This is a genomic window from Acidovorax sp. (assembly GCF_046291265.1).
Taxonomy (GTDB): domain Bacteria; phylum Pseudomonadota; class Gammaproteobacteria; order Burkholderiales; family Burkholderiaceae_C; genus Acidovorax.
Map to the genome: position 1 here is coordinate 96,141 of NZ_JBKBTV010000006.1, position 21,822 is coordinate 117,962.

Sequence of the window (21,822 nt, forward strand, 5' to 3'; positions counted from 1 at the left end):
CTGCAAGGGTTTTTTCGTTTCTGGCCGGAGCTTCAAGCCCTGGGTGAAATGGCTGGACGCGCTAAAGTAATGCGCTTTGCAGAGTCTGCACAGTGGACTCAAAGTCTGAAGCTCTCTCGTGCATCGACAGCCTCGCAACTCCCCCTTTTATCCGCGCTCGCATGATTGCATTCCACAACCCGTTGCATCAACGGCACGCGCCCGTCCATGAGTTCTACCGTGGCGAACGCGTGCCCTGTTTCGAGAAACCCGTCCGCGCCCGGTACGTCGAAGACGCATTGCGCGAACGTGGTCATGGCCTGCTGGTGCCCGATGTGGACAGCACGCCCGTGCTGGCGCAGATCCATGCGCCGCGTTACCTGGCCTTCCTGCAAAGCGCATGGCAGCAGTGGCTGGCGCTGGACCCCGCCAATGCCACGGTGCAACCCTTCCCGTCGGTCTGGCCAGTGCGCAGCCTGCGCAGCGACCTGGAGCCCGATAACTTCGTTGCCAAACTCGGCCTCTACTCCATGGACAACGGCACACCCATGTCCGAGGGCACCTGGGAGGCCGCCAAAGCCGGGGCCGACGCGGCCGCCAGCGCCGCAGCCCGCGTGGCGCAAGGTGCGCGTGCCGCGTTCTGCTGCACCCGCCCGCCGGGCCACCATGCCGGCCCCGACTTCATGGGCGGCTACTGCTTCATCAACAACGCCGCCGTGGCGGCCCAGTGGCTGCGCAACCACGGGTCCGGGCGCGTAGCGCTGCTGGACGTGGACTACCACCACGGCAATGGCACGCAGAGCATCTTCTACGACCGCGCCGACGTGTTGTTCATCAGCCTGCATGGAGATCCACGTACCGAATACCCGTTCTACCTGGGCCATGCCGACGAGACCGGCGAAGGCGAGGGCGCAGGTTTCAACCTCAACCTGCCGCTGCCCGCGGGCACCACTGCCGATGAATGGTTCGCCGCGCTGGAGCAGGCCTGCGTGCGCATCGCGCAGTACCAGGCGGACACGCTGGTGGTTTCGCTCGGGCTCGATGCGTTCGAGGACGACCCGATTTCCCAATTCGCACTCAAAACCTCGGACTTCACGCGCCTGGGCGAGCGACTGGCGGCCCTGGGGCTGCCCACGGTGTTCGTGCTGGAAGGCGGCTACGCGGCGGCGGAGCTGGGCAACAATGCCGTGAACGTGCTCGACGGCTTCGATCACGCGGCGGTGCGATGAGCGATACCGTCGACTGCGTGGTGGTGGGTGCCGGCGTGGTGGGCCTGGCCGTGGCCCGTGCGCTGGCCTTGCAGGGGCGCGAGGTCATGGTGCTGGAGGCGGCCGATGCCATCGGCACCGGCACCAGCTCGCGCAACAGCGAAGTCATCCACGCCGGGCTGTACTACCCCACCGGCTCGCTCAAGGCCCGGCTGTGCGTGCAAGGCAAAGAGATGCTGTACGCCTATTGCGCAGAACGCGGCGTGCCGCACCGGCGCTGCGGTAAGTTGCTGGTGGCGACGTCGCCAAACCAGCTGGCCAGACTGAAATCCATCGAGGCGGGTGCACAGGCCAACGGAGTGCAGGATCTGCAATGGCTGAGCCGCGAGCAGGCACTGGCGATGGAGCCCGCGCTCGAATGTGTGGGTGCCTTGCATTCGCCCAGCACGGGCATCATCGATAGTCATTCACTGATGCTTGCATTGCAAGGAGACCTGGAGCATGCAGGCGGACTTGTAGCATTAAATTCGCCTCTGGCGCTTGCTAGTATTGGGCTAAATGCTATTAATTTGGAAGCAATGGACGGAACCCAGCTGCAAGCCCGCACGGTGGTTAACGCCGCCGGGCTGTATGCGCAGGGTCTGGCAGCGCGTTTTGCTGGGCTCGCTCCGGTGTATGTCCCTGCTACCCACTTTGCCAAGGGCAGCTATTTCACTCTGGCGGGCAAAGCGCCGTTTAGCCGCCTGATCTACCCGGTGCCCGAAGCCGCGGGGCTTGGCGTACACCTGACACTCGACCTGGGCGGGCAGGCCAAGTTTGGGCCGGATGTGCAATGGGTGGATTCGGCGGACGACTTGCTGGTGGATCCTGCTCGTGGCGAAGCTTTCTACGCCGAGGTACGCAAATACTGGCCATCACTTCGCGATGGAGCGCTGATGCCGGGGTATGCCGGTATCCGACCCAAAATCCATGGCGCTGGCGCACCGGCTACTGACTTTGTCATTCAGGGGCCAGCAGTCCATGGTGTTCCAGGGCTGGTGAATCTGTTTGGCATCGAGTCTCCGGGCTTGACAAGTGCCCTGGCCATTGCGGAGCATGTGGCTGCGCTTGTTTGATCTAAGGCAACGCACTTTCAATCGGTAACCTCTTGCGTCCCCGTCCTACGAAGGGATTTTGGTCGGGTGGCTAAGATGAACTGAACCTCGCCCCAGCGGGCAAACACCATTACTTTTGTTTGATTTACAGAAAGGCTTGTATGACTGCTTCTGACACCACCACCCAGGGCGAACTGGAAAAACTCGTATCCGATCTGCGTGGGCTTTTGGCCAACAAGGATTTGGACGCAGTTCCTGAAATCAGGCTGCTGCGTCAGCGGTTGGATGATGGCATGCACAATGCGCGCGAGTCCGCAGTGCGTGCAGCCCAGGACGCGGCCCGACAAGCCAAAGACGCAGCCATCGCCGCCGATCGTTACGCCCACGACGAGCCATGGCGCGTTGCAGGTGCAGCGCTGGCTATAGGAGCGTTGGTCGGTTTTCTGCTTGCGCGCCGCTGATCGACGCAGCGCCTTCCACGTGAAAACACGAGAAGGAGGGGTTGAATGAATTGGCTCTCATTGTTGGGGCTGGATGCCTTGGTCGCCCGCTGGCGCGCCAACGTGATTGAAGGCGCCATCGCGGCAGAGGATCGGATGGACTTGGTCCGCCTTGAATGGGGAGACCAAAAGCAGCGGCTTCAACAATTGCTCGTGCTCACCATCGTGGTAGCTGGGTTGACTGTCGTGGCGTTGATCATGCTGTCGTTGGCTGTGTTGGTCCATTTTTGGGACACACCCAATCGCACCTTGGTGGCTTGGGTGGTAGCCGGTGTATGGACGCTGGGATGGGGCGTAGCGTTGGTGTCGTTGATATCTGTGGCGCAGCGTGCCAGCAATGGTTTTGCGCTCACCCGGCAAGAACTGGCTCAGGACTGGCGCGATATCAAGGAGCGGCTATGAGCCACTCTTCAAATCCTTCAAATGCATCTGTTTCGAAGCCAATCGTGAGCCCAGCCACGCCCGAGCAGCAACGGGTTGTAGAGCGCATTGCCCTGCAACGCGAACGTTTGCGTGCGAGGCGCGCTGCACGTGCTCAGTCGTTGGCTCTGTCCGAACGAAATCCTGGCATCGGTGCCATTGATGAGTCCTTTGCGCTGCGCGCTGCGGGATTTGCGAGGGAACACCCGATTGCTGTAGCAGCGATGGCAGGTGTTGCCTTATTGGCAGGGCCTCGCAGGTTGATACGTTGGGGCGGTGTTTTGTTGCCGATGCTGATGCGACTTCGCCGTTGACCAAGGTCGTGCTGGCTTTTGTCTTTGAGGTACCGGAAACCTGGCAACCTCTTGGTTCAAAAAAACGGAGCCACCTGTTAAAGGTGGCTCCGTTTTACGTTGCGCAAGCGCTTGCCTCTTTGTTCAGGCGAGAACTTTGATGGCCTTGGCTGCCTTCGCAACCAGTGCGGGGCCCTCGTAAATAAGGCCCGTATAGATCTGCACTACATCAGCTCCCGCGCGGATCTTGCTCACTGCGTCGTCCGCGCTCATGATTCCGCCAACGCCGATGATGGGAAAACGGCTGCCTAACGCCGCACGCAGTTGTCGAATCACCTGATTGCTGGCCTCCAGCACCGGTGCACCGCTGAGCCCACCGGTTTCTTCTGCGTAGCGCATTCCCTGCACTGCAACTCGGCTGATCGTGGTGTTGGTGGCAATGACTCCGTCCATGCCATGCCGTTGTAGTGTGGCGGCTATCACTGATACCTGCGTTTCATCCAGATCGGGTGCAATTTTCACAAACACAGGCACACGCCGCGCATGCTGCACGGCCAGGGTTTCACGCCGCTGAGCGATGGCGCCCAACAAAGAATCCAGTGCCGCGTCGCTTTGAAGCGCACGCAGGTTCTTGGTATTGGGTGAGCTGATGTTGATGGTGACGTAGTCCGCATGGGGATAGACGCCGTCAAGACAAGTCAGGTAGTCGCTGGTGGCGTTCTCGATGGGGGTTGTCGCGTTCTTGCCGATGTTCAGGCCCAGCAACATGGGGTGTTTGCGGGGCAGCGATCTGAAGCGGGCTTGCTGCACATTGTGCAGAAATGCCTCCAGTCCTTCGTTATTGAAGCCCAGGCGATTGATCAGCGCCCGCGCTTCGGGCAAGCGGAACATGCGTGGCTTCGGGTTGCCGGGTTGCCCTTTGGGGGTGACTGTGCCGACCTCCACGAACCCAAAGCCCATGGCGCCCAGCGCATCAATGCAGCGCGCGTTTTTGTCCAGACCTGCAGCCATGCCCACACGGTTGGGAAACGTCAGCCCAGCCAGTTCAATGGGGTCGTCCACCGTCTCATTGCACCAGGCCCACTGCAGCGGGGTGCGCTGCCCGCGCGCCAGCATGTCCATGGTGAGTTCGTGGGCGGCTTCGGCATCCATGCCAAAAAGAAAGGGGCGGGTGAGGGCGTAGGGGATGAGGGACATGGAGGGATAATTCGATGATTACCCCTGATTTTCTCCCATGACAACCACTTCCACCCTGACACAAGACGAACTAAAGACCCTGGTCGGCCAAGCCGCACTCCAATATGTGGTGCCCGGCGAAATTGTGGGCGTGGGCACAGGCTCCACGGTCAATAAATTCATCGATGCCCTTGCGGGCATGAAAGACCAGATCAAGGGCGCTGTTTCCAGCTCCGTTGCCAGCACCGAACGCCTCAAAGCGTTGGGCATTGCAGTCTTTGATGCCAACGAAGTCGAGTCCTTGGCCGTCTACATCGATGGTGCGGACGAAATCGATGGAAGCGGCAACATGGTCAAGGGCGGCGGCGCCGCACTGACGCGTGAAAAAATCGTGGCTGCGTTGGCCCGCAGCTTTGTGTGTATTGCCGATGAGTCCAAGCTCGTCCAAGCCCTGGGTCAGTTTCCCTTGCCCGTCGAAGTAATCCCTATGGCGACTCACCATATTACGCGCCGTTTTGAAGCCTTGGGCGCCAAAGCGACGGTCCGCTTGAAGGACGGTGCGCCGCTGGTGACCGACAACGGCCAGCATATTCTGGATGTGAGAGGTCTGTCGATCGCGGACCCTCTCGGATTTGAATCTGAGGTCAATCAGTGGCCGGGTGTAGTGACCGTTGGCGTGTTTGCGCACCAGAAGGCATCAGTGTGCTTGCTGGGTACCGCGCAGGGTGTGAAAACGTTGACGTACTAAACGCCGCCAACGCAAAAGGGCCATTTCAGGCCCCTTTGATCAAAATTTGTCGAATGCGCGTCGGCAAAAAAGCAAGACGTGAACCGTTGATTTCAAAGAATTATCAGAAACGAATCCCTGCTGGGTTGCTCGGGGTAGGGCCTTCGTTGACAGGTGCCGGTGGACGCTGTCTTTGGGAGGCTGAGGGCGCTGATGCAGCTGGTGCCGGCTCTACTGCCTTCACAGCGACCAACGGGGCAGGGGCTGGCGGGCGGTAGGTCGCAGGCAACAGGGATTGTTTAGGGTAGCCGGCCGCATCAAGGTACTGCGTCCATTCCGTATCAGAGAAGCCTGCCAATTGCTGCCCGCCAATGGTGCCGAAGGGCAGGCTGGAATTGCCGCTCAGGCGCTGCAGTGCGGCGATGTCTTCATTGGTGGACACTGTGCGCTCGGTAAACGGAACCCCACGCGAAGTCAGCAGGTTGCGGGCGCTGCTGCAGGGCGCGCAGTCGCTTCCTGTGTAGAGCGTGACCGGAAAGCGGGTGGTGACTTGCCGAAGCTCCAACGGCAGTGCCGCGTTGGCCGCAGCGGGCCCTGTGTTGACCGTGCGGGCGGGCTGCGCACTGGCGTCCGCTGGAGGCCGGTCCGAAAACGTGACCTTGCCGTCAGGACCTACGATGCGATACACGCTTTGCGCCTGCGCATTGACGCTGACCAGTGCCATCAACAACGATGCCAGCAGGGGCGCAACCAGTGGTTTTTGCATGATCAATCTCCTCACTTCAGTACAAAGTACGGTGTTGTCGGGCACTGCGCAACGCGCAGTCTCACCGCCGGTGATTCTTTAAACGCTTGACACTTCTTCAGCCATGCCCTGGTGGCGCAACAGCGCGTCCAGGCTGGGTTCACGTCCGCGAAACGCTTTGAAAGACTCCATGGCGGGGCGGCTGCCTCCCGCTTCCAAGATGGCTTCGCGGTAGCGCCGACCTGTCTCGGTACTGGGGAGGCCATCGCTGCCTGCGGTTTCTTCAAAAGCCGCATAGGCGTCCGCGCTCAACACTTCCGCCCATTTATAGCTGTAATACCCTGCTGCATACCCGCCTGCAAAAATGTGGCTGAAGGTATGGGCCGTGCGGCTGAACGCGGGCGGCGAAAGCACCGACACTTCACTGCGCACTTGGTTGAGCAACGGCATGAAGTCTTGGGCGGGGTCGTGATCGGTGTGCAAAAGCATGTCGAACAGCGAAAACTCGATCTGGCGCAAAGTCTGCATGCCACTCTGGAAATTCTTGGCTGCGATCATCTTGTCGAAGAGTTCGCGGGGCAGTGGCGCACCGGTTTCGACATGGGCAGTCATGTGCTTGAGCACATCCCATTCCCAGCAAAAATTCTCCATGAACTGGCTAGGCAGTTCGACCGCATCCCACTCCACGCCGCTGATGCCAGACACATCGCGCTCGTTCACCTGCGTCAGCATGTGGTGCAGGCCATGGCCAAATTCGTGGAAGAGGGTGATCACATCGTCGTGTGTCAGCAAAGGCGGATTGCCGTCCACGCCTTCGGCGAAGTTGCAGACCAAATGGGCCACCGGGGTTTGCAGAATGCCGGTGTCAGGGCGCTGCCAGCGCGCGCGCACATCGTCCATCCAGGCGCCGCCGCGCTTGCCCGTGCGTGCGGGCTGGTCCAGGTAAAACTGGCCCACCAATTGGCCCTGGCGCTCGATGCGGTAAAACTCCACCGCGGCATTCCACACGGGCGCGGTGTCGCGGCGGATGGACACCTCAAACAGCGTTTCAATGATCTTGAACAGCCCGGCCAGCACCTTGGGTGCTGTGAAGTATTTCTTCACCTCCTGCTCACTGAAGGCGTAACGCGCTTCCTTGAGCTTCTCGGAGATAAAAGGCCAGTCCCACGCCTGGGGTTCGGTGAGGGACAGGTGCTCTGCGGCAAATTTGCGCAAATCGGCCACGTCTTTTTCGGCATAGGGCTTGGCGCGGCGGGCCAAGTCACGCAGGAAACCCGTGACTTCGGCGGGCGATTTCGCCATCTTGGGCACGACCGATACTTCGCCAAAGTTCGCGTAACCGAGCAATTGGGCTTCTTCACGGCGCAGCGCCAGAATTTCGCCGATCAACGCTGAGTTGTCGAACTTGCGCGCATCGCCTTCGGCTTGGTCCGATGCGCGGGTCACGTAGGCGCGGTACAGTTTTTCGCGCAGATCGCTGCGGGTTGCGAACTGCATCACCGGCAAATAACACGGCATCTTGAGCGTGAGCTTATAGCCCGCCTTGCCTTCGGCGTGCGCGGCGGCCAGTGCGGTCTGCTGGACATCAGCAGGCACGCCAGCAAGCTCGTCTTGGGTTGCGTAGTAGGCGTAGGCGTCGGTCGCATCCAGCGCGTTTTCGCTGAATTTTTGGCTCAGCTCGGCCTGGCGCTCCTGGATTTGGGCGAAGCGCTCTTTCGCGGTGCCGGTCAGTTCTGCACCGCTGAGCACAAAGTTACGCACGGCATTCAGATGGGCCTGGCGTTGCTCTGCCGACAGCGAGGCAGAGTCAATGGCCTTGTACTTGGCATACAGGCGTTCATCTGCGCCCAGGCGTGTCCAGAACTCTGTGACACGGGGCAAGGCGGCGTTGTAGGCGGCACGCAGCTCGGGCGTGTCCGCCACGCTATTGAGATGACTGATGGCGCCCCAGGCGGTACCCAATTGTTCCGTGGCCACGTCCAGCACCTTGGCGATGGCTTCCCAGCGGGCCGGAAAGTCGGGCGCGGTGACGGTCTCCAGCGCCGCGTTGGCGCGCTCCAGCAGGACATCGATGGCCGGAGCTACGTCTGGCGGCGTGATGCGGTCGAAGTGGGGGAGGTCGGAGAAGTCGAGAAGGGCGTTGCTCATGCGAATTTAGATGGCGCCAACTGGCGCGGGTTCAAGTTGCAAAGCAGCCGACATCGACGAGATGTTTTCAGCGCCCGGCGGCACGCTCGGCGGCTTCGATGGTGTTCACCAGCAGCATGGTAATGGTCATGGGGCCAACCCCGCCAGGCACGGGGGTGATCCAGCCCGCGACTTCCTTGACGCCGTCAAAGTCCACGTCGCCACACAGCTTGCCGTCCGCCTTGCGGTTGATGCCCACGTCAATGACGATAGCGCCCGGTTTGACCATGTCGGCGGTCAGTGTGTTGGCGCGGCCCACTGCGGCCACGACGATGTCCGCTTGGCGGGTGTGGTACCCGAGGTCGGGTGTGCCGCTATGGGTGACGGTGACGGTGGCGTTGGCCTGCAGCAGCAGCAGGGCCATGGGTTTGCCCACGGTGTTGCTGCGGCCAATGACCACGGCATGCTTGCCCTTGATGGATTGACCGGTGGATTCGATCAGCTTCATGCTGCCGTAAGGCGTGCAGGGCCGAAAGCCGTCCAGCCCTGCCATCAGTTCACCCGCAGACAACACCGAATACCCGTCCACGTCCTTGGCGGTAGCGATGGCTTCGATCACCTTGTGCGGGTCGATGTGTTTGGGCAAAGGCATCTGCACCAGGATGCCGTGCACGCTGGCGTCGACGTTGAGCGCGGCAATGCGCGCCAGCAACGCGTCCTCGCTCAGATCGGCGTCGTACTTCTCAAAAATGGACCGCACGCCGCTGTCTTCGCAGGCCTTGACCTTGTTGCGCACATACACCGCCGAGGCAGGGTCTTCGCCCACCAGGATCACGGCCAAACCAGGCTGGTGGCCACGGGCCGTGAGTGCGGCAGCGCGTTGCGCGATCTCGCTGCGCAGTTGGCGGGAGAGGGCGTTGCCATCAATCAGTTGGGCGGTCATATCAGAAAATATTGGTCAAATTGGCCTCTAGCGCTTTACTGATAAGCGCTAGTAGCTATCAAAAAATGAGCATTAAGCCTTGGGGGCGTTCTGGCCTAGGGCGATCTTCAGCAGGTCGGCCACGGTGTTGGCGTTCAGCTTTTCCATGATGTTGGCGCGGTGCGCCTCGACCGTTTTGATGCTGATCCCAAGATCGTCGGCAATCTGCTTGTTCAGGCGGCCTGCCACGATGCGTTCAAGCACCTGCGCTTCGCGGCTCGTGAGCTTGGACAGCAGCGCATCGCGGCTGGCGGCTTGCTGAAAGCCTGCAAAAGCCTCGCGGGCATGGTCCAGCATGCGCTCGACCAGCCCGACCAGTTCTTCCTCGTCAAACGGTTTCTGAATGAAATCAAGCGCGCCTTTTTTCATGGTGTTCACGGCCATGGGCACATCGCCGTGGCCCGTGATGAACACGATGGGCAAGGGAGACTTGCGTTCGATCAGGCGGTCCTGCAGCTCCAGCCCGGTCATGCCGCCCATGCGGATGTCCACGATCAGACAAGCCACTTCGCGGGGGTCGTAACGCGACAAAAACGTCTCGGCCGAATCAAAGCAACGTACCCGGTAGTCCTTGCCTTCCAGTAGCCACTGCAGGGAATCGCGGACTGCCTCGTCGTCGTCTACGACGTAAACAGTGCCTTTTTTCGGAATCAAGCTCATGCAATTGTCCTTGGGTTTTTTTCGTTTGCTACAGAATTTGTAGTGGCATCAGCAGGCTTGGCGAGCGGCAGCCAGAAGGAGAACCTGCAGCCTGTGACCTCTGATCCATTGTAGAGGTTCTCCGCCTGCATTCGGCCCAGGTGCGACTCGACGATGCTGCGGCACAGGTTCAGGCCCATGCCCATGCCTTCTTCCTTGGTCGAGAAAAACGCTTCGAACAAGCGTTCAAGCACCTCGGGCGCCAGGCCCTTGCCAGTGTCCTGCACCGAGAACTCCACGACTTCGCGGTCTTCGATGTGTTTGGGCACCACACGCAGCTCCACGCTCCGGCCCGCAGCGGGGCGGTTGGCGTGCTGAATGGCTTCCGCCCCGTTTTTCATCAGATTCACCAACACCTGCTCGATCAGAATGGTGTCCGCCATCACGGGGGGCAGGCGTGCCGCCACGTAATGGGTCAGGCGCACGTTATGGCGGCGCAGTTCGATGTCGGCCAGTTCGACCGCCTCGTTCACCATCGATGGCACATCTGCCAGCGTGCGGTTGGGCTCGCTTTTCTTCACGAAGGCGCGGATGCGCTGGATGATCTGTCCCGCGCGCTGCGCTTGGTGCGCCGTTTTTTGCAGGGCCGTCAGCAGCGCTTCTTCGGTCAGTTGCCCGCTCTGGATGCGGGACACCATGCCGCTGCAGTAATTGTTAATGGCGGTCAGCGGCTGGTTCAGCTCGTGCGCCACGCTCGACGCCATCTCGCCCATGGTGATCAGGCGGCTGACAGACTGGGCTCGTTCTGCCTGGCGCGAGGCCAGTTCTTCGGCCTGGCGGCGCGGGGTGATGTCGGTGGCGATCACCATCTGGGCCAGTCGTCCGTCCACCCAGTTCAGGTAGCGTGATCGCACTTCCAGCCACTTGCCCAGGTCGGGTAAATAGATTTCGGCGTTTTCGGTGCGCGCGCTGGTCAGCGGGTCTGTGGGCAGGCCCATCAGGCCGTCTTCATCGTCCATGCCGGTATGGTCGGTGCCAGCAATCGGCACCACCCCCGCCTGCGCCACCAGTTGCAGGTGGCCGCCGGTTTGTGATCCGAACCACTGGCGGTACAACTTGTTGGCAAACAGCAGCTCTTCGCTGCCCAGGGGCGCCACGGACACCGAGGCGTCCAGCGACTCCAGCACGATAGTGAAACGCTCGTGCGACGCCGATAGCTGCTCGCGGATGCGGTTGGGCTCGGTGATGTCGGTCATCGAGGTCATCCAGCCCGTTTGCTGGCCGTGCGCGTCGATCAGGGGCGATACATAGAGACGCGCGTCAAACAGCGTCCCGCTTTTGCGCCGAACCCGAACCTGAAAGCCGCCCGCAATGGTTTTGCCGCTCAACTCGTCGCGCAGCTTGGCGTGCAGCGCTTCATGGTCGGAATCGGGCCAATAGGGGAAGGGCGCCTTCAAACCCACCAGCTCACCATCGCTCCAGCCCGTCATCTGGCAGAACGCGGCATTCACATAGGTGATGCGGCCTTCCATGTCCAGCGCGCGCATGCCAGTGAGGATGGAGTTTTCCATGGCGCGGCGAAAGTTGGTTTCGGCCACCAGCGCTTGTTGGGCCTGCATGCGGCGGCGCGTGTGGCGCCAGGTGGCAATCAGCATCCAGGCGGTCATGGCGCTCAAGGTGCCCACCAGCCAGAAAAGGCCACTGCCCACCACGCCGAGCGAGGTGCGGTAGGCCTGCGCCTTCAGCACCAGGCCATTGCCCACGGGCGACACCGGCACTTCGTATTCGTTGGCGCGCGGGTTCCACGGCAGCAATTGCGTGGCGGTATTGCGGGGCCCCAGGGGCGTGCCGGCCAGCACCTGGTTTTTGCCATCCAGCAAAGTGACCGCGTAGCGCGCCAGCACTTCAGTCGGCGTGCCGTAGCGCAGCAGGCTGTCGATGGAGTATTCGCCCAGTACCACGCCGCTGAACTTGCCTTGGTTGTTCAGCGGCACCTGCAATTGCAACAAAGGGGCGGAATCACCCGAAGTGGCGGTGGGCTGTGCGTACACCGGCTGCTGCAGGTCGCGCGCCAGGCCAAAGGTGTCGGCGGTGTCGCCGGGCTTGAGGACTTCGCCCGCAATGCGCAGCTCGCTGCTGGCCAGGGTGGGCGCTGCGTGGCTGGCGCGGATGCGGCGACGCTCGTCGATCCAGGTAATCGCTTGCAGCTCTGGATACTGGCTGATCAGCGTTTCGGCGCGGCTCACAAAGTCTGCGCGTTCCAGCTCCTGATTGGAGAGGTCACGCGCAATGCGCATGAGCTGTTCTTGCCGTTCCAGCAGCCGAAGCCGCACACGTTGCTGGGCGTATTCCACGTCGCGGCGTAGGGCTTCTTGTTCGCGCTCTGCCTCTTCGGCGCGCAAATACCAGAACGCCGCCACGATGGCGGCCAGAAACATCAGCACCGCAGCCAGCGGCGCCAGAGCCGCAAAACGGTCTTGCCGAGTGGGCGACAAGCCGCGCCACCACTTACGCCACCAGCGAATAGGGGCTGCCACGATCAGCGTGCTGGCGGGCGATGCGGGGGGGAGCGAATCCATCCCGAGAGTGTAGGGGAGCGCTGTTCGGAATTTCGCCTTTTGGTTTATGTGCATTTGCAGCAATTTCTTGCAATATGAAATGCATAGGCACCATTTGAAATTAAAGAAAAATATGCGAAACTAGAGCCAACGTACTAAATTGCTGCCACACCTACAGGAGACAAAGCATGTCAGCTCAGCCCGACCCTCAGGCCGGAAACGGCAACGCGCCCGCTACCGACACCGACCAGCAGGAAACCCGAGAGTGGATGGATGCGCTGAGCGCAGTCATCGACAAAGAGGGTGCTGAGCGCGCCCATTTCCTGTTGGAACAATTGCTGGAGCACGCACGCCAGAACAGCGTGGACATGCCGTTCTCCGCCAACACCGGCTACGTCAACACCATCGAGCCCGGCCAGGAGGCACGCAGCCCCGGCAACCTCGAAATCGAACAACGCCTGCGCGCCTACATGCGCTGGAACGCCATGGCGATGGTCGTCAAGGCCAACCGCCACCACCCGCCCGAAGGCGGTGACTTGGGCGGTCACATCGGCTCTTTTGCCTCGTTGGCCAGCATGTTTGGCGCGGGCTTCAACCACTTCTGGCATGCCGAGAGCGAAAACCATGGCGGTGACCTGCTGTACATCCAGGGCCACGTGTCGCCCGGCATTTATGCCCGCGCCTACCTCGAAGGCCGCCTGACAGAAGACCAATTGCTCAACTTCCGCCAGGAAGTGGACGGCAAGGGCTTGTCGAGCTACCCGCACCCCAAGCTCATGCCCGAGTTCTGGCAGTTCCCCACCGTGTCGATGGGCCTGGGCCCGCTGATGGCCATCTACCAGGCGCGTTTCCTCAAGTACCTGCACGCCCGTGGCATCGCCAACACCGAAAACCGCAAGGTCTGGGTGTTCTGCGGCGACGGTGAGATGGACGAAGTCGAATCCCTGGGCGCCATTGGCTTGGCCGCGCGCGAAAAGCTCGACAACTTGGTCTTCGTCATCAACTGCAACCTGCAGCGCCTGGACGGCCCCGTGCGCGGCAACGGCAAGATCATCCAGGAGCTGGAAGGCGAGTTCCGCGGCTCTGGCTGGAACGTCATCAAGCTGATCTGGGGCAAGGGCTGGGACGCGCTCCTGGCCAAGGACCACGACGGCGCGCTGCGCAAGCTCATGATGGACACCAATGATGGTGACTACCAGGCCATGAAGGCCAATGACGGTGCCTATGTGCGCAAGAACTTCTTCGGCCGCGACCCGCGCACCCTGAAGATGGTAGAGCACATGACCGACGACGAGATCTGGAACCTGCAGCGTGGCGGCCATGATTCGCAAAAGGTTTATGCCGCGTTCCATGCCGCGCAGAACCACGGCGGCCAGCCTTCCGTCCTGCTGATCAAGACCGTCAAGGGTTTTGGCATGGGCAAGATTGGCGAGGCCAAGAACACCGTCCACCAGACCAAGAAGCTCAGCGACGAAGACATCAAGGCCTTCCGCGACCGTTTCAACATCCCGATCCCGGACAGCCAACTCGCCGAGCTGCCGTTCTACAAGCCGGCCGACGACACGCCTGAAATGAAGTACCTGCACGAGCGCCGCAAAGCCCTCGGCGGCTACCTGCCCAAGCGCCGCGTCAAGGCTGAAGAGAGCTTCACCGTGCCCGCGCTGGAGACCTTCAAGGCCATCACCGAGCCCACGCCCGAAGGCCGCGAAATCTCGACCACGCAAGCCTATGTGCGCTTTCTCACGCAGCTGCTGCGCGACCAGGCCCTGGGCCCGCGCGTGGTCCCCATCTTGGTGGACGAGGCCCGCACTTTCGGCATGGAAGGCCTGTTCCGCCAGATCGGCATCTACAACCCCGCAGGCCAGCAGTACACCCCGGTCGATAAAGACCAGGTCATGTACTACAAGGAGGACAAGGCGGGCCAGATCCTGCAAGAGGGCATCAACGAAGCCGGTGGCATGAGCAGCTGGATCGCGGCGGCCACGTCGTACAGCACCAACAACCGGATCATGATCCCGTTCTACGTGTATTACTCGATGTTCGGTTTCCAGCGCATTGGCGACCTGGCTTGGGCGGCGGGCGACATGCAGGCTCGTGGATTCTTGCTGGGAGGCACCTCGGGCCGCACCACGCTCAACGGCGAAGGCCTGCAGCACGAAGACGGTCACAGCCACATCCTGGCCAACACCATCCCCAACTGCGTCAGCTACGACCCCACCTTCGCCCACGAAGTCGCGGTGATCATGCACGACGGCATGAAGCGCATGGTCGAGCGCCAGGAAAACGTCTTCTACTACCTGACGCTGCTGAACGAAAACTACCCCATGCCTGGCCTGCAGCCCGGCACCGAAGAGCAGATCATCAAGGGCATGTACCTGTGCAAACAAGCGCCCGCACTGCCCAAGGATGCGCCCACCGTGCAATTGCTGGGCAGCGGCACCATCCTGCGCGAATCGTTCTTTGCACAAGAGCTGCTTGAAAAGGACTGGGGCGTAGCCGCTTCGGTGTGGAGCTGCCCAAGCTTCAACGAACTGACCCGCGACGGCCAGAACGCCGAGCGCTGGAGCCTGCTGCACCCGACCGAAGAAGCGAAGGTGTCGTTTGTCACGCAGCAACTGTCTGCATCACAAGGCCCGGTGGTCGCGTCCACCGACTACATGAAGGCCTATGCCGAGCAGATCCGCCCCTTCATCCCCAAGGGCCGCACCTACAAGGTGCTTGGCACCGACGGCTTTGGCCGCAGCGACTTCCGCAGCAAGCTGCGCGAACACTTCGAGATCAACCGCCACTACATCGTGGTGGCGGCCCTCAAGGCGCTGAGCGAAGACGGCGTGCTGCCCGCCACCAAGGTGGCCGAGGCGATTGCCAAGTACAACATCCAGGCTGACAAGATCAACCCGCTGTACGCGTGAACCGAACGGAGACAACAATGGCATTGGTCAACATTCAAGTCCCGGACATCGGGGATTTCGACGAAGTGGGCGTGATCGAGCTGCTGGTCAAGGTGGGCGACACCGTGAAGGCCGAGCAGTCGCTCATCACCGTCGAATCGGACAAGGCATCGATGGAGATTCCGTCCAGCCACGCAGGCGTGGTGAAGGAACTCAAGATCGCCATTGGCGACAAGGTCAAGCAAGGCTCGGTGATTGCGGTGGTGGAAGCCGCTGACTCGGGCGCTGCTGCTCCCGCCGCTGGGCCTGCACCAGCGCCTGTGGCGGCTGCACCCGCCCCGGCGGCTGCAGCCGTGCCAGCTCCGGCCGCAGCCCCTGCAGCTGCAGGCCCGGTAGAAGTGCGTGTACCCGACATTGGCGACTTCAAGGACGTTGCCGTCATTGAGCTGCTGGTCAAGGTCGGCGACACCATCAAGCTCGAACAGTCGCTCTTCACCGTCGAATCTGACAAGGCCTCCATGGAGATCCCGTCGCCCGCCGCTGGTGTGGTCAAGGAACTGAAAGTCAAGATCGGCGACACCGTCAACATCGGCGACTTGGTGGCCATGCTGGAAGGCAGCGCTGCTGCGGCTCCGGCAGCGGCACCGGCACCCACCCCTGCGGCTCCGGCAGCCGCTGCGCCAGCGCCCGCAGCCACCCCAGCACCCGCTGCTGCAGCTGCTGCACCGGCCACCGCCTCGGCCTCCGTGCCCGCCCACCAGCCGGGCACGCCCACGGCGGGCTTGCCGCACGCATCACCCTCGGTGCGCAAGTTCGCCCGCGAGCTGGGTGTGCCCATCGACGAAGTCAAGGGCAGTGGCCCCAAGGGCCGCATCACGCAAGACGACGTGCAGAGCTTCACCAAGCAGGTGATGGCGGGCGCCGCGCAAACCAAGGCGCAGGCCGCCAAGGCACCTGCAGCGTCCAGCGGCTCTGGCGTGGGCCTCGACCTGCTGCCCTGGCCCAAGGTCGACTTCACCAAGTTCGGCCCCGTCGAGCGCAAGGACCTCTCGCGCATCAAGAAGATCAGCGGTGCCAACCTGCACCGCAACTGGGTCGTCATCCCGCACGTCACCAACCACGACGACGCGGACATCACCGACCTCGAAGCCTTCCGCGTGCAGTTCAACAAAGAGAACGAGAAGGGTGGCGTCAAGGTCACCATGCTCGCCTTCATGATCAAGGCCGCCGTGGCCGCGCTCAAGAAGTTCCCCGAGTTCAACAGCTCGCTCGACGGCGACCAGTTGGTGCTCAAGCAATACTTCCACATCGGCTTTGCGGCCGACACACCCAACGGCCTCGTTGTGCCCGTCATCCGCGATGCCGACCAGAAGGGCATCGTTCAGATCTCGCAAGAGATGGGCGATTTGGCCAAGAAGGCGCGTGACGGCAAGCTGGGCCCGGCCGACATGACCGGCGGCTGCTTCTCCATCAGCTCGCTGGGCGGCATTGGCGGGCGTTATTTCACGCCCATCATCAACGCCCCCGAAGTCGCCATCATGGGCGTGTGCAAGAGCAGCATCGAACCCAAGTGGGACGGCAAGCAGTTCGCGCCCCGCCTCATGCTGCCCCTGTCGCTCAGCTGGGACCACCGCGTGATCGACGGCGCCTCTGCCGCACGCTTCAACGTGTACTTTGCCTCGCTGCTGGCGGACTTCCGCCGCATCGTGATGTAACGGAAGGGCAAAACACATGGCAATCATCGACATCAAGGTGCCCGACATCGGCGACTTCGCCGAAGTGGCCATCATCGAAGTGCTGGTCAAACCCGGCGACACCATCAAGGCCGAACAAAGCCTGGTCACCGTGGAGTCCGACAAGGCCTCCATGGAGATCCCCTCCAGCCACGCTGGCGTGGTCAAAGAGCTGAAAGTGAAGCTTGGCGACAACATCGCCGAAGGCTCGGTGGTGCTGACGCTGGAAGTGGAGGGCGCTGCAGCGGCGGCACCCACCGCTGTACCAGCGCCTGCATCGGCTGCCGCACCTGCAGTTTCTGAGTCAAAACAGCCACCAGCGCTTACGCCACAAGCGCAAGCAGCTATCAATTTAGTAGCGTCAAGCTTTGCAGGTACTGCCGATCTGGACTGCGACGTGCTCGTGCTCGGCGGCGGCCCTGGCGGCTACAGCGCCGCCTTTCGCGCGGCCGACCTGGGTCTCAAGGTCGTCATCGTCGAACGCTACGCCACCCTGGGCGGCGTGTGCCTGAACGTGGGCTGCATCCCGTCCAAGGCGCTGCTGCACGTGGCCGCCGTCATGGACGAAGTCAGCCACATGGCCGACCTGGGCGTGGACTACGGAGCGCCCGCGCTCAACATCGACAAGCTGCGCGGCCACAAGGAAAAAGTCATCGGCAAGTTGACCGGTGGCCTGGCCGCCATGGCCAAGATGCGCAAGGTGACCACCGTGCGCGGCTACGGTGCCTTCGTCGGTGCCAACCACCTCGAAGTGGAAGAAACCACCGGCACCGCGCAGGAGAAGACAGGCACCAAGAAGGTCATCGCCTTCAAGAACGCCATCATCGCCGCCGGCAGCCAGGCCGTGCGCTTGCCGTTCATGCCCGACGATCCACGCGTGGTCGACTCCACCGGTGCCCTGGCGCTCAAGGAAGTCCCCAAGCGCATGCTCATCCTGGGCGGCGGCATCATCGGCCTCGAAATGGGCACGGTGTACAGCACGCTGGGCGCGCGCCTCGATGTGGTTGAGATGATGGATGGCTTGATGCAGGGCGCCGACCGCGACCTCGTCAAGATCTGGCAGAAGATGAATGCCAAGCGTTTCGACAACATCATGTTGAAGACGAAGACCGTCGGCGCCGATGCCACACCTGAAGGCATCAAGGTCACGTTCGCCGCAGCGGAAGAGGGCGTTACCGCTCCCGCACCCCAGGTGTACGACTTGGTCTTGCAGGCCGTGGGCCGTACGCCCAATGGCAAGAAGATCGCCGCCGAAAAAGCTGGCGTCGCCGTCACCGACCGTGGCTTCATCAACGTTGACATCCAGATGCGCACCAACGTGTCGCACATCTTCGCCATCGGCGACATCGTGGGCCAGCCCATGCTGGCGCACAAGGCGGTGCATGAAGCGCACGTGGCGGCAGAAGTGATTGCCGGTGAATTGCAGGGCAACAAGGAGCTGGCCGCCGCCGCCTTCAACGCCCGCGTGATCCCGAGCGTCGCCTACACCGACCCCGAAGTGGCATGGGTCGGCCTGACCGAAGACCAGGCCAAGGCGCAAGGCATCAAGGTCAAGAAGGGCCTGTTCCCCTGGACGGCCTCCGGCCGTGCCATCGCCAACGGCCGCGACGAAGGCGTCACCAAGCTGCTGTTCGACGACTCACCCGAGGCGCATGGCCACGGCAAGATCCTGGGCGGCGGCATGGTGGGCACGCATGCCGGCGACATGATTGGCGAGATCGCGCTGGCCATCGAGATGGGCGCCGACGCCGTGGACATCGGCAAGACCATCCACCCGCACCCCACGCTGGGCGAAAGCATCGGCATGGCGGCGGAGATTGCGCATGGGTCCTGCACGGACGTTCCCCCGGCACGCAAGTAACCAGCGCTGAAGTTCAGAACACACAAGCCCGAACTGGCAACGGTTCAGGCTTTTTTCTGTCGGCTGTTGGGTGTGCGTTGCGCGTGTTGTCGGGTCGCAATCGGCTGTACACGGATGCTGTGTGGCCCGGCGTGAATTACTGTGGCTGACAGCGCCAATTCGCCGTCACCCGCCAAGTGCCATGCCTTCGGTAGCGCTTTGGGTTTGTCCGACGGGAGCTTGCAGCCTGTTTTCTTGATGGGTTGGGTCAGAGGCCGGCAGCGACCGCTGTAGCGGCAACCACAAACAAAACCCGCCACCGCCTTCCCAGGTTTCCCACTGGCACCGTGCACCCAGGGCTAGGGTGCGGTTGCGCACATGGGCAAGCCCCTTGCCAACCTGCGACTGCGGCAGCGACGCGGCGGGCGTAAACGCGGCGCCGTCGTCACGCAAACGCACCAGCACTTCCTCGCCTTCGAGCGACGTTGCCAGATCGATCTCCGTGGCGTGGCTGTGCTTCAGGATGTTGGTTAGCACCTCCTGCACGATGCGCAGCACATGCAGTGCGTTCTGCGCATCCAGCCAGGGCAAAGCCGGCACATCCTGCACGCTCCAGGTCAAGGTGATGCCAGCCGCTTTGAGCCGCGGTGTGAGGCGAAACCGCACCGCCGCCAGCAGCGCCAGCAGGTCCGCATCGGCCGGGTCCAGAGAATCCAGCGCCAGCTTCAGGTCGTCAATGCAGTCCTTGAGCACCAGTGCCGTGTCGGCGCTGCTGGCCTGGCCGCGCTCGACCATGCGCAGCGCACTGGTCAGCGACGAGCCAATGCCATCGTGCATGTCCTGCATCATGCGTTGGCGTTCCGCGGCCAGCGTCTGCTGGCGCTCCAGCTGGCGCAGTTGTTCGTGGCTGTCGGTGAGCTCGCGTTCGCGCGCCGTCAAGCGCGCCTCCAGGCTGGTGTTGAGCGTTTCCATCCCACGGATCGCGCCCATGTAGCGGCGCCAGACGATCACCAGGAAGATCACAAACAGCCCGATCGCGGTGTAAGGGCCCAGGTAAATGCGCTCGATGTCGATGCGGTAGTTCTGCAACGCCAGATCGTGCACGCCCACCGGCACATTGAGCGAGAAGAAAGCAAACAGGGCCAGGCCCTCGCGCGACCGGCGCTTCCACGATGCCCACAGGCCTGAGCCGGCGATCACCACTGTCATCAGTCCGGCGGCGATGTACACGGCCGGCAGCATGGTGGACAGGTGTGGCGTGAGCGCTGGCAAGGGCAGTGTCACCAGCGTGCCCAGCAAGACCAGGGTCACGATGGCCAACGCCAGCCGCGGCATGCGTTTGCCATGCACCCGGAAGGCGAAGGCAAACACACACATCTGCGTCCACGACACGGCGTTGACTGTCATCCAGCCGAACCAGGCGTCCGGCAGCATAGGCGGCGGCTCACCCATCACATAGTGCGCCGCCCGCATGGCATGCGCCACCGATGCGAGGAAGAACAGGGCATAGAGGGGTTCACGCCGCCGCACACACCAGACCGCCAGCGCGAAAAGCCCAATGACGGAGTACGCACCCGTCGTGAGCGAGACCAGGTCGGTCTGCAACCAGCTGCGCAGGCGCCAGCGCCACAGGAGCGCGTCACCGGTTCCGATCCAGGCGCTGGACAGCGCACCGCCCACACCCTGCTGGCTCGCCATGCGGATCCACACCACGGTGGGCACCTGCTCTCTGGGGTCTTGGGCCAGCGGCACCCACAGGGGCCGGTTGAACGAATTCCAGACCCGGTTGCCACCGGTGCGCCAGGCCAGTTGACTATCCGCATAGACCGCCACCGTGCCGATGGTCTGCCAGCGCGGCAGGTATAGAAAGAGCGCATCGTGCAGCGCCTGTGGGGTGCTTGCGCCGGGCGGCACCGTCAACCGGTACCAGGCCACCTCGGGCGGCGCGGCCTGCGTGTCGCTGCTGGACGCCAATGCACGCGGCCGCACATGGGGTAGCGCCACGGCGGCGGCATCGACTTGGTGCTCCACCGCGGCAGGTACGCGCACCGGTGCGTCCCAACCGGCGTCAGCTTCAATGTAGAAAAAGGCCTGCGTGAGATGGGTCGCGGGCTCTTGCGCGGCCGCAGTCTGCGCCACGGCCAGCAGCACCCAGCCGAACAGGCTAGTTCGCCAACAAGCCCTTGCGGTGCGCTTCATGGATGGCCTCGGCGCGGTTGTTCACTTCCAGCTTGGCATAAATCCGCCGCACGAACGTGCGCACGGTGGTGCGCGAGACACCCAGTGCCTGCGCTACCTCGTCGGTGCTGAAACCCTTGCTCACCAGCTTAAGTACCTGCTGCTCACGTGCCGAAAGCGCCACGGTGGCACCGGTCGCGTTGGGCGAGTGGAGCGCTGGCTCGGTCGGCAGTGGCACGCTGGCTGCACGCGCCAGGATCTTGCGCGCCACCATGGGGCTGATCGGGCTGCCCCCAGCGTGTATGTTGCGAATCTCCTGTGCCATCTCGTCGAAAGCGCCGTCCTTGAGCAGGTAACCCATGGCCCCGGCCTCGATTGAGCGCAATACATGTGCGTCGTCGCCAAAGAGGGTGCTGACCAGGATGCTGCATGCGGGCCATTGTGCCCGGGTCGCGCGAATCACATCCAGACCGCTGCCATCGGGCAGCCCCAGGTCACACACCAGCACGTCCATGGCATGCAAGGGCAACAGCGCCAGCGCCTCGCATCGGCTGCTGGCCACCAGCACAAGAGAGAGGTCGGGTTCAGCGCGGACCACCTCCAGCAAGGTTTCGCGGCTTTGCGGATCGTCCTCGACCACACCGACCCGCAGCTGCTGGGGCCAGGTTGTGGGAAAAGAGGGTGGGGGGGCGTTCATGGCGTGTTGCGATTATGGGCACACGTGCAACATGG

Annotated in this window: 17 protein-coding genes; 9 read left to right on the forward strand and 8 right to left on the reverse strand. The window is 62.4% G+C overall.

Translation table 11 applies throughout. The annotated features are described in order from the left end of the window. The first annotated feature begins 161 nt into the window (after positions 1-161). The 5 genes from ACK41V_RS04220 to ACK41V_RS04240 all read left to right on the forward strand — a co-directional run bounded on the left by ACK41V_RS04220 (position 162) and on the right by ACK41V_RS04240 (position 3,515). Positions 162-1,208: a histone deacetylase family protein gene (locus ACK41V_RS04220; RefSeq protein ID WP_409778249.1), complete on the forward strand. Its 1,047-nt coding sequence runs from the start codon at positions 162-164 to the stop codon at positions 1,206-1,208. After that, positions 1,205-2,302 (forward strand): NAD(P)/FAD-dependent oxidoreductase, encoded by a 1,098-nt coding sequence (locus ACK41V_RS04225; RefSeq protein ID WP_409778251.1) that lies wholly within the window; start codon positions 1,205-1,207, stop codon positions 2,300-2,302. Before ACK41V_RS04220 ends, ACK41V_RS04225 begins: the two co-directional genes overlap by 4 nt. 140 nt (positions 2,303-2,442) lie before the next feature. After that, positions 2,443-2,742, forward strand: coding sequence for a DUF883 family protein (locus tag ACK41V_RS04230; RefSeq protein WP_409778254.1), 300 nt, complete (start codon positions 2,443-2,445; stop codon positions 2,740-2,742). A 45-nt stretch (positions 2,743-2,787) separates the two neighbouring features. Beyond that, the gene (locus tag ACK41V_RS04235) at positions 2,788-3,183 is read left to right on the forward strand and encodes a phage holin family protein (RefSeq protein WP_409778257.1); all 396 of its coding nucleotides are present in this window, start codon (positions 2,788-2,790) and stop codon (positions 3,181-3,183) included. Beyond that, complete coding sequence (locus tag ACK41V_RS04240; protein ID WP_409778260.1) at positions 3,180-3,515, forward strand: hypothetical protein; 336 nt, start codon at positions 3,180-3,182, stop codon at positions 3,513-3,515. The genes ACK41V_RS04235 and ACK41V_RS04240 overlap by 4 nt, the downstream gene beginning before the upstream one ends. Before the next feature lie 123 nt (positions 3,516-3,638). Here ACK41V_RS04240 and ACK41V_RS04245 read toward each other — a convergent pair whose 3' ends face one another. Further along, positions 3,639-4,691: a quinone-dependent dihydroorotate dehydrogenase gene (locus ACK41V_RS04245; protein ID WP_409778263.1), complete on the reverse strand. Its 1,053-nt coding sequence runs from the start codon at positions 4,689-4,691 to the stop codon at positions 3,639-3,641. Between the two features lie 37 nt (positions 4,692-4,728). Between ACK41V_RS04245 and rpiA the strand changes: the two genes are divergently transcribed. Beyond that, entirely contained in the window at positions 4,729-5,418 is a 690-nt protein-coding gene (gene rpiA, locus ACK41V_RS04250; RefSeq protein WP_409778266.1) for a ribose-5-phosphate isomerase RpiA, read from the forward strand. Between the two features lie 103 nt (positions 5,419-5,521). Here rpiA and ACK41V_RS04255 read toward each other — a convergent pair whose 3' ends face one another. The 5 genes from ACK41V_RS04255 to ACK41V_RS04275 all read right to left on the reverse strand — a co-directional run bounded on the left by ACK41V_RS04255 (position 5,522) and on the right by ACK41V_RS04275 (position 12,469). Continuing rightward, complete coding sequence (locus tag ACK41V_RS04255) at positions 5,522-6,163, reverse strand: glutaredoxin domain-containing protein (RefSeq protein ID WP_409778269.1); 642 nt, start codon at positions 6,161-6,163, stop codon at positions 5,522-5,524. Between the two features lie 78 nt (positions 6,164-6,241). Continuing rightward, complete coding sequence (locus ACK41V_RS04260) at positions 6,242-8,290, reverse strand: M3 family metallopeptidase (protein ID WP_409778272.1); 2,049 nt, start codon at positions 8,288-8,290, stop codon at positions 6,242-6,244. 67 nt (positions 8,291-8,357) lie between these two features. Continuing rightward, complete coding sequence (gene folD, locus ACK41V_RS04265) at positions 8,358-9,212, reverse strand: bifunctional methylenetetrahydrofolate dehydrogenase/methenyltetrahydrofolate cyclohydrolase FolD (RefSeq protein WP_409778275.1); 855 nt, start codon at positions 9,210-9,212, stop codon at positions 8,358-8,360. Positions 9,213-9,284: 72 nt separating this feature from the next. After that, positions 9,285-9,911 carry a response regulator transcription factor gene (locus tag ACK41V_RS04270; RefSeq protein ID WP_409778277.1) on the reverse strand — a complete coding sequence of 209 codons (627 nt, stop codon included), beginning with the start codon at positions 9,909-9,911 and terminating at the stop codon, positions 9,285-9,287. Next, positions 9,908-12,469: a PAS domain S-box protein gene (locus ACK41V_RS04275; RefSeq protein ID WP_409778280.1), complete on the reverse strand. Its 2,562-nt coding sequence runs from the start codon at positions 12,467-12,469 to the stop codon at positions 9,908-9,910. The genes ACK41V_RS04270 and ACK41V_RS04275 overlap by 4 nt, the downstream gene beginning before the upstream one ends. A 167-nt stretch (positions 12,470-12,636) precedes the next feature. Here ACK41V_RS04275 and aceE point away from each other — a divergent pair, with 167 nt between their 5' ends. Genes aceE through lpdA form a run of 3 tightly spaced genes read left to right on the forward strand, consistent with a single transcriptional unit; the run spans position 12,637 to position 18,933 of the window. Then, on the forward strand, positions 12,637-15,360 hold the full coding sequence (aceE, locus tag ACK41V_RS04280; RefSeq protein ID WP_409778283.1) for a pyruvate dehydrogenase (acetyl-transferring), homodimeric type: 2,724 nt from the start codon (positions 12,637-12,639) through the stop codon (positions 15,358-15,360). 17 nt (positions 15,361-15,377) lie between these two features. Next, entirely contained in the window at positions 15,378-17,054 is a 1,677-nt protein-coding gene (aceF, locus tag ACK41V_RS04285) for a dihydrolipoyllysine-residue acetyltransferase (protein WP_409778286.1), read from the forward strand. 16 nt (positions 17,055-17,070) lie between these two features. After that, on the forward strand, positions 17,071-18,933 hold the full coding sequence (gene lpdA / locus ACK41V_RS04290) for a dihydrolipoyl dehydrogenase (protein ID WP_409778288.1): 1,863 nt from the start codon (positions 17,071-17,073) through the stop codon (positions 18,931-18,933). A gap of 165 nt (positions 18,934-19,098) precedes the next feature. Here the strand turns inward: lpdA and ACK41V_RS04295 are convergent, their stop codons facing one another. Together ACK41V_RS04295 and ACK41V_RS04300 are read right to left on the reverse strand one after the other, a co-directional pair. Continuing rightward, positions 19,099-21,111 (reverse strand): sensor histidine kinase, encoded by a 2,013-nt coding sequence (locus ACK41V_RS04295; RefSeq protein WP_409778291.1) that lies wholly within the window; start codon positions 21,109-21,111, stop codon positions 19,099-19,101. Then, positions 21,077-21,787, reverse strand: a complete 711-nt coding sequence (locus tag ACK41V_RS04300) for a response regulator (RefSeq protein WP_409778293.1) — start codon at positions 21,785-21,787, stop codon at positions 21,077-21,079. Before ACK41V_RS04300 ends, ACK41V_RS04295 begins: the two co-directional genes overlap by 35 nt. Positions 21,788-21,822 lie beyond the last annotated feature (35 nt).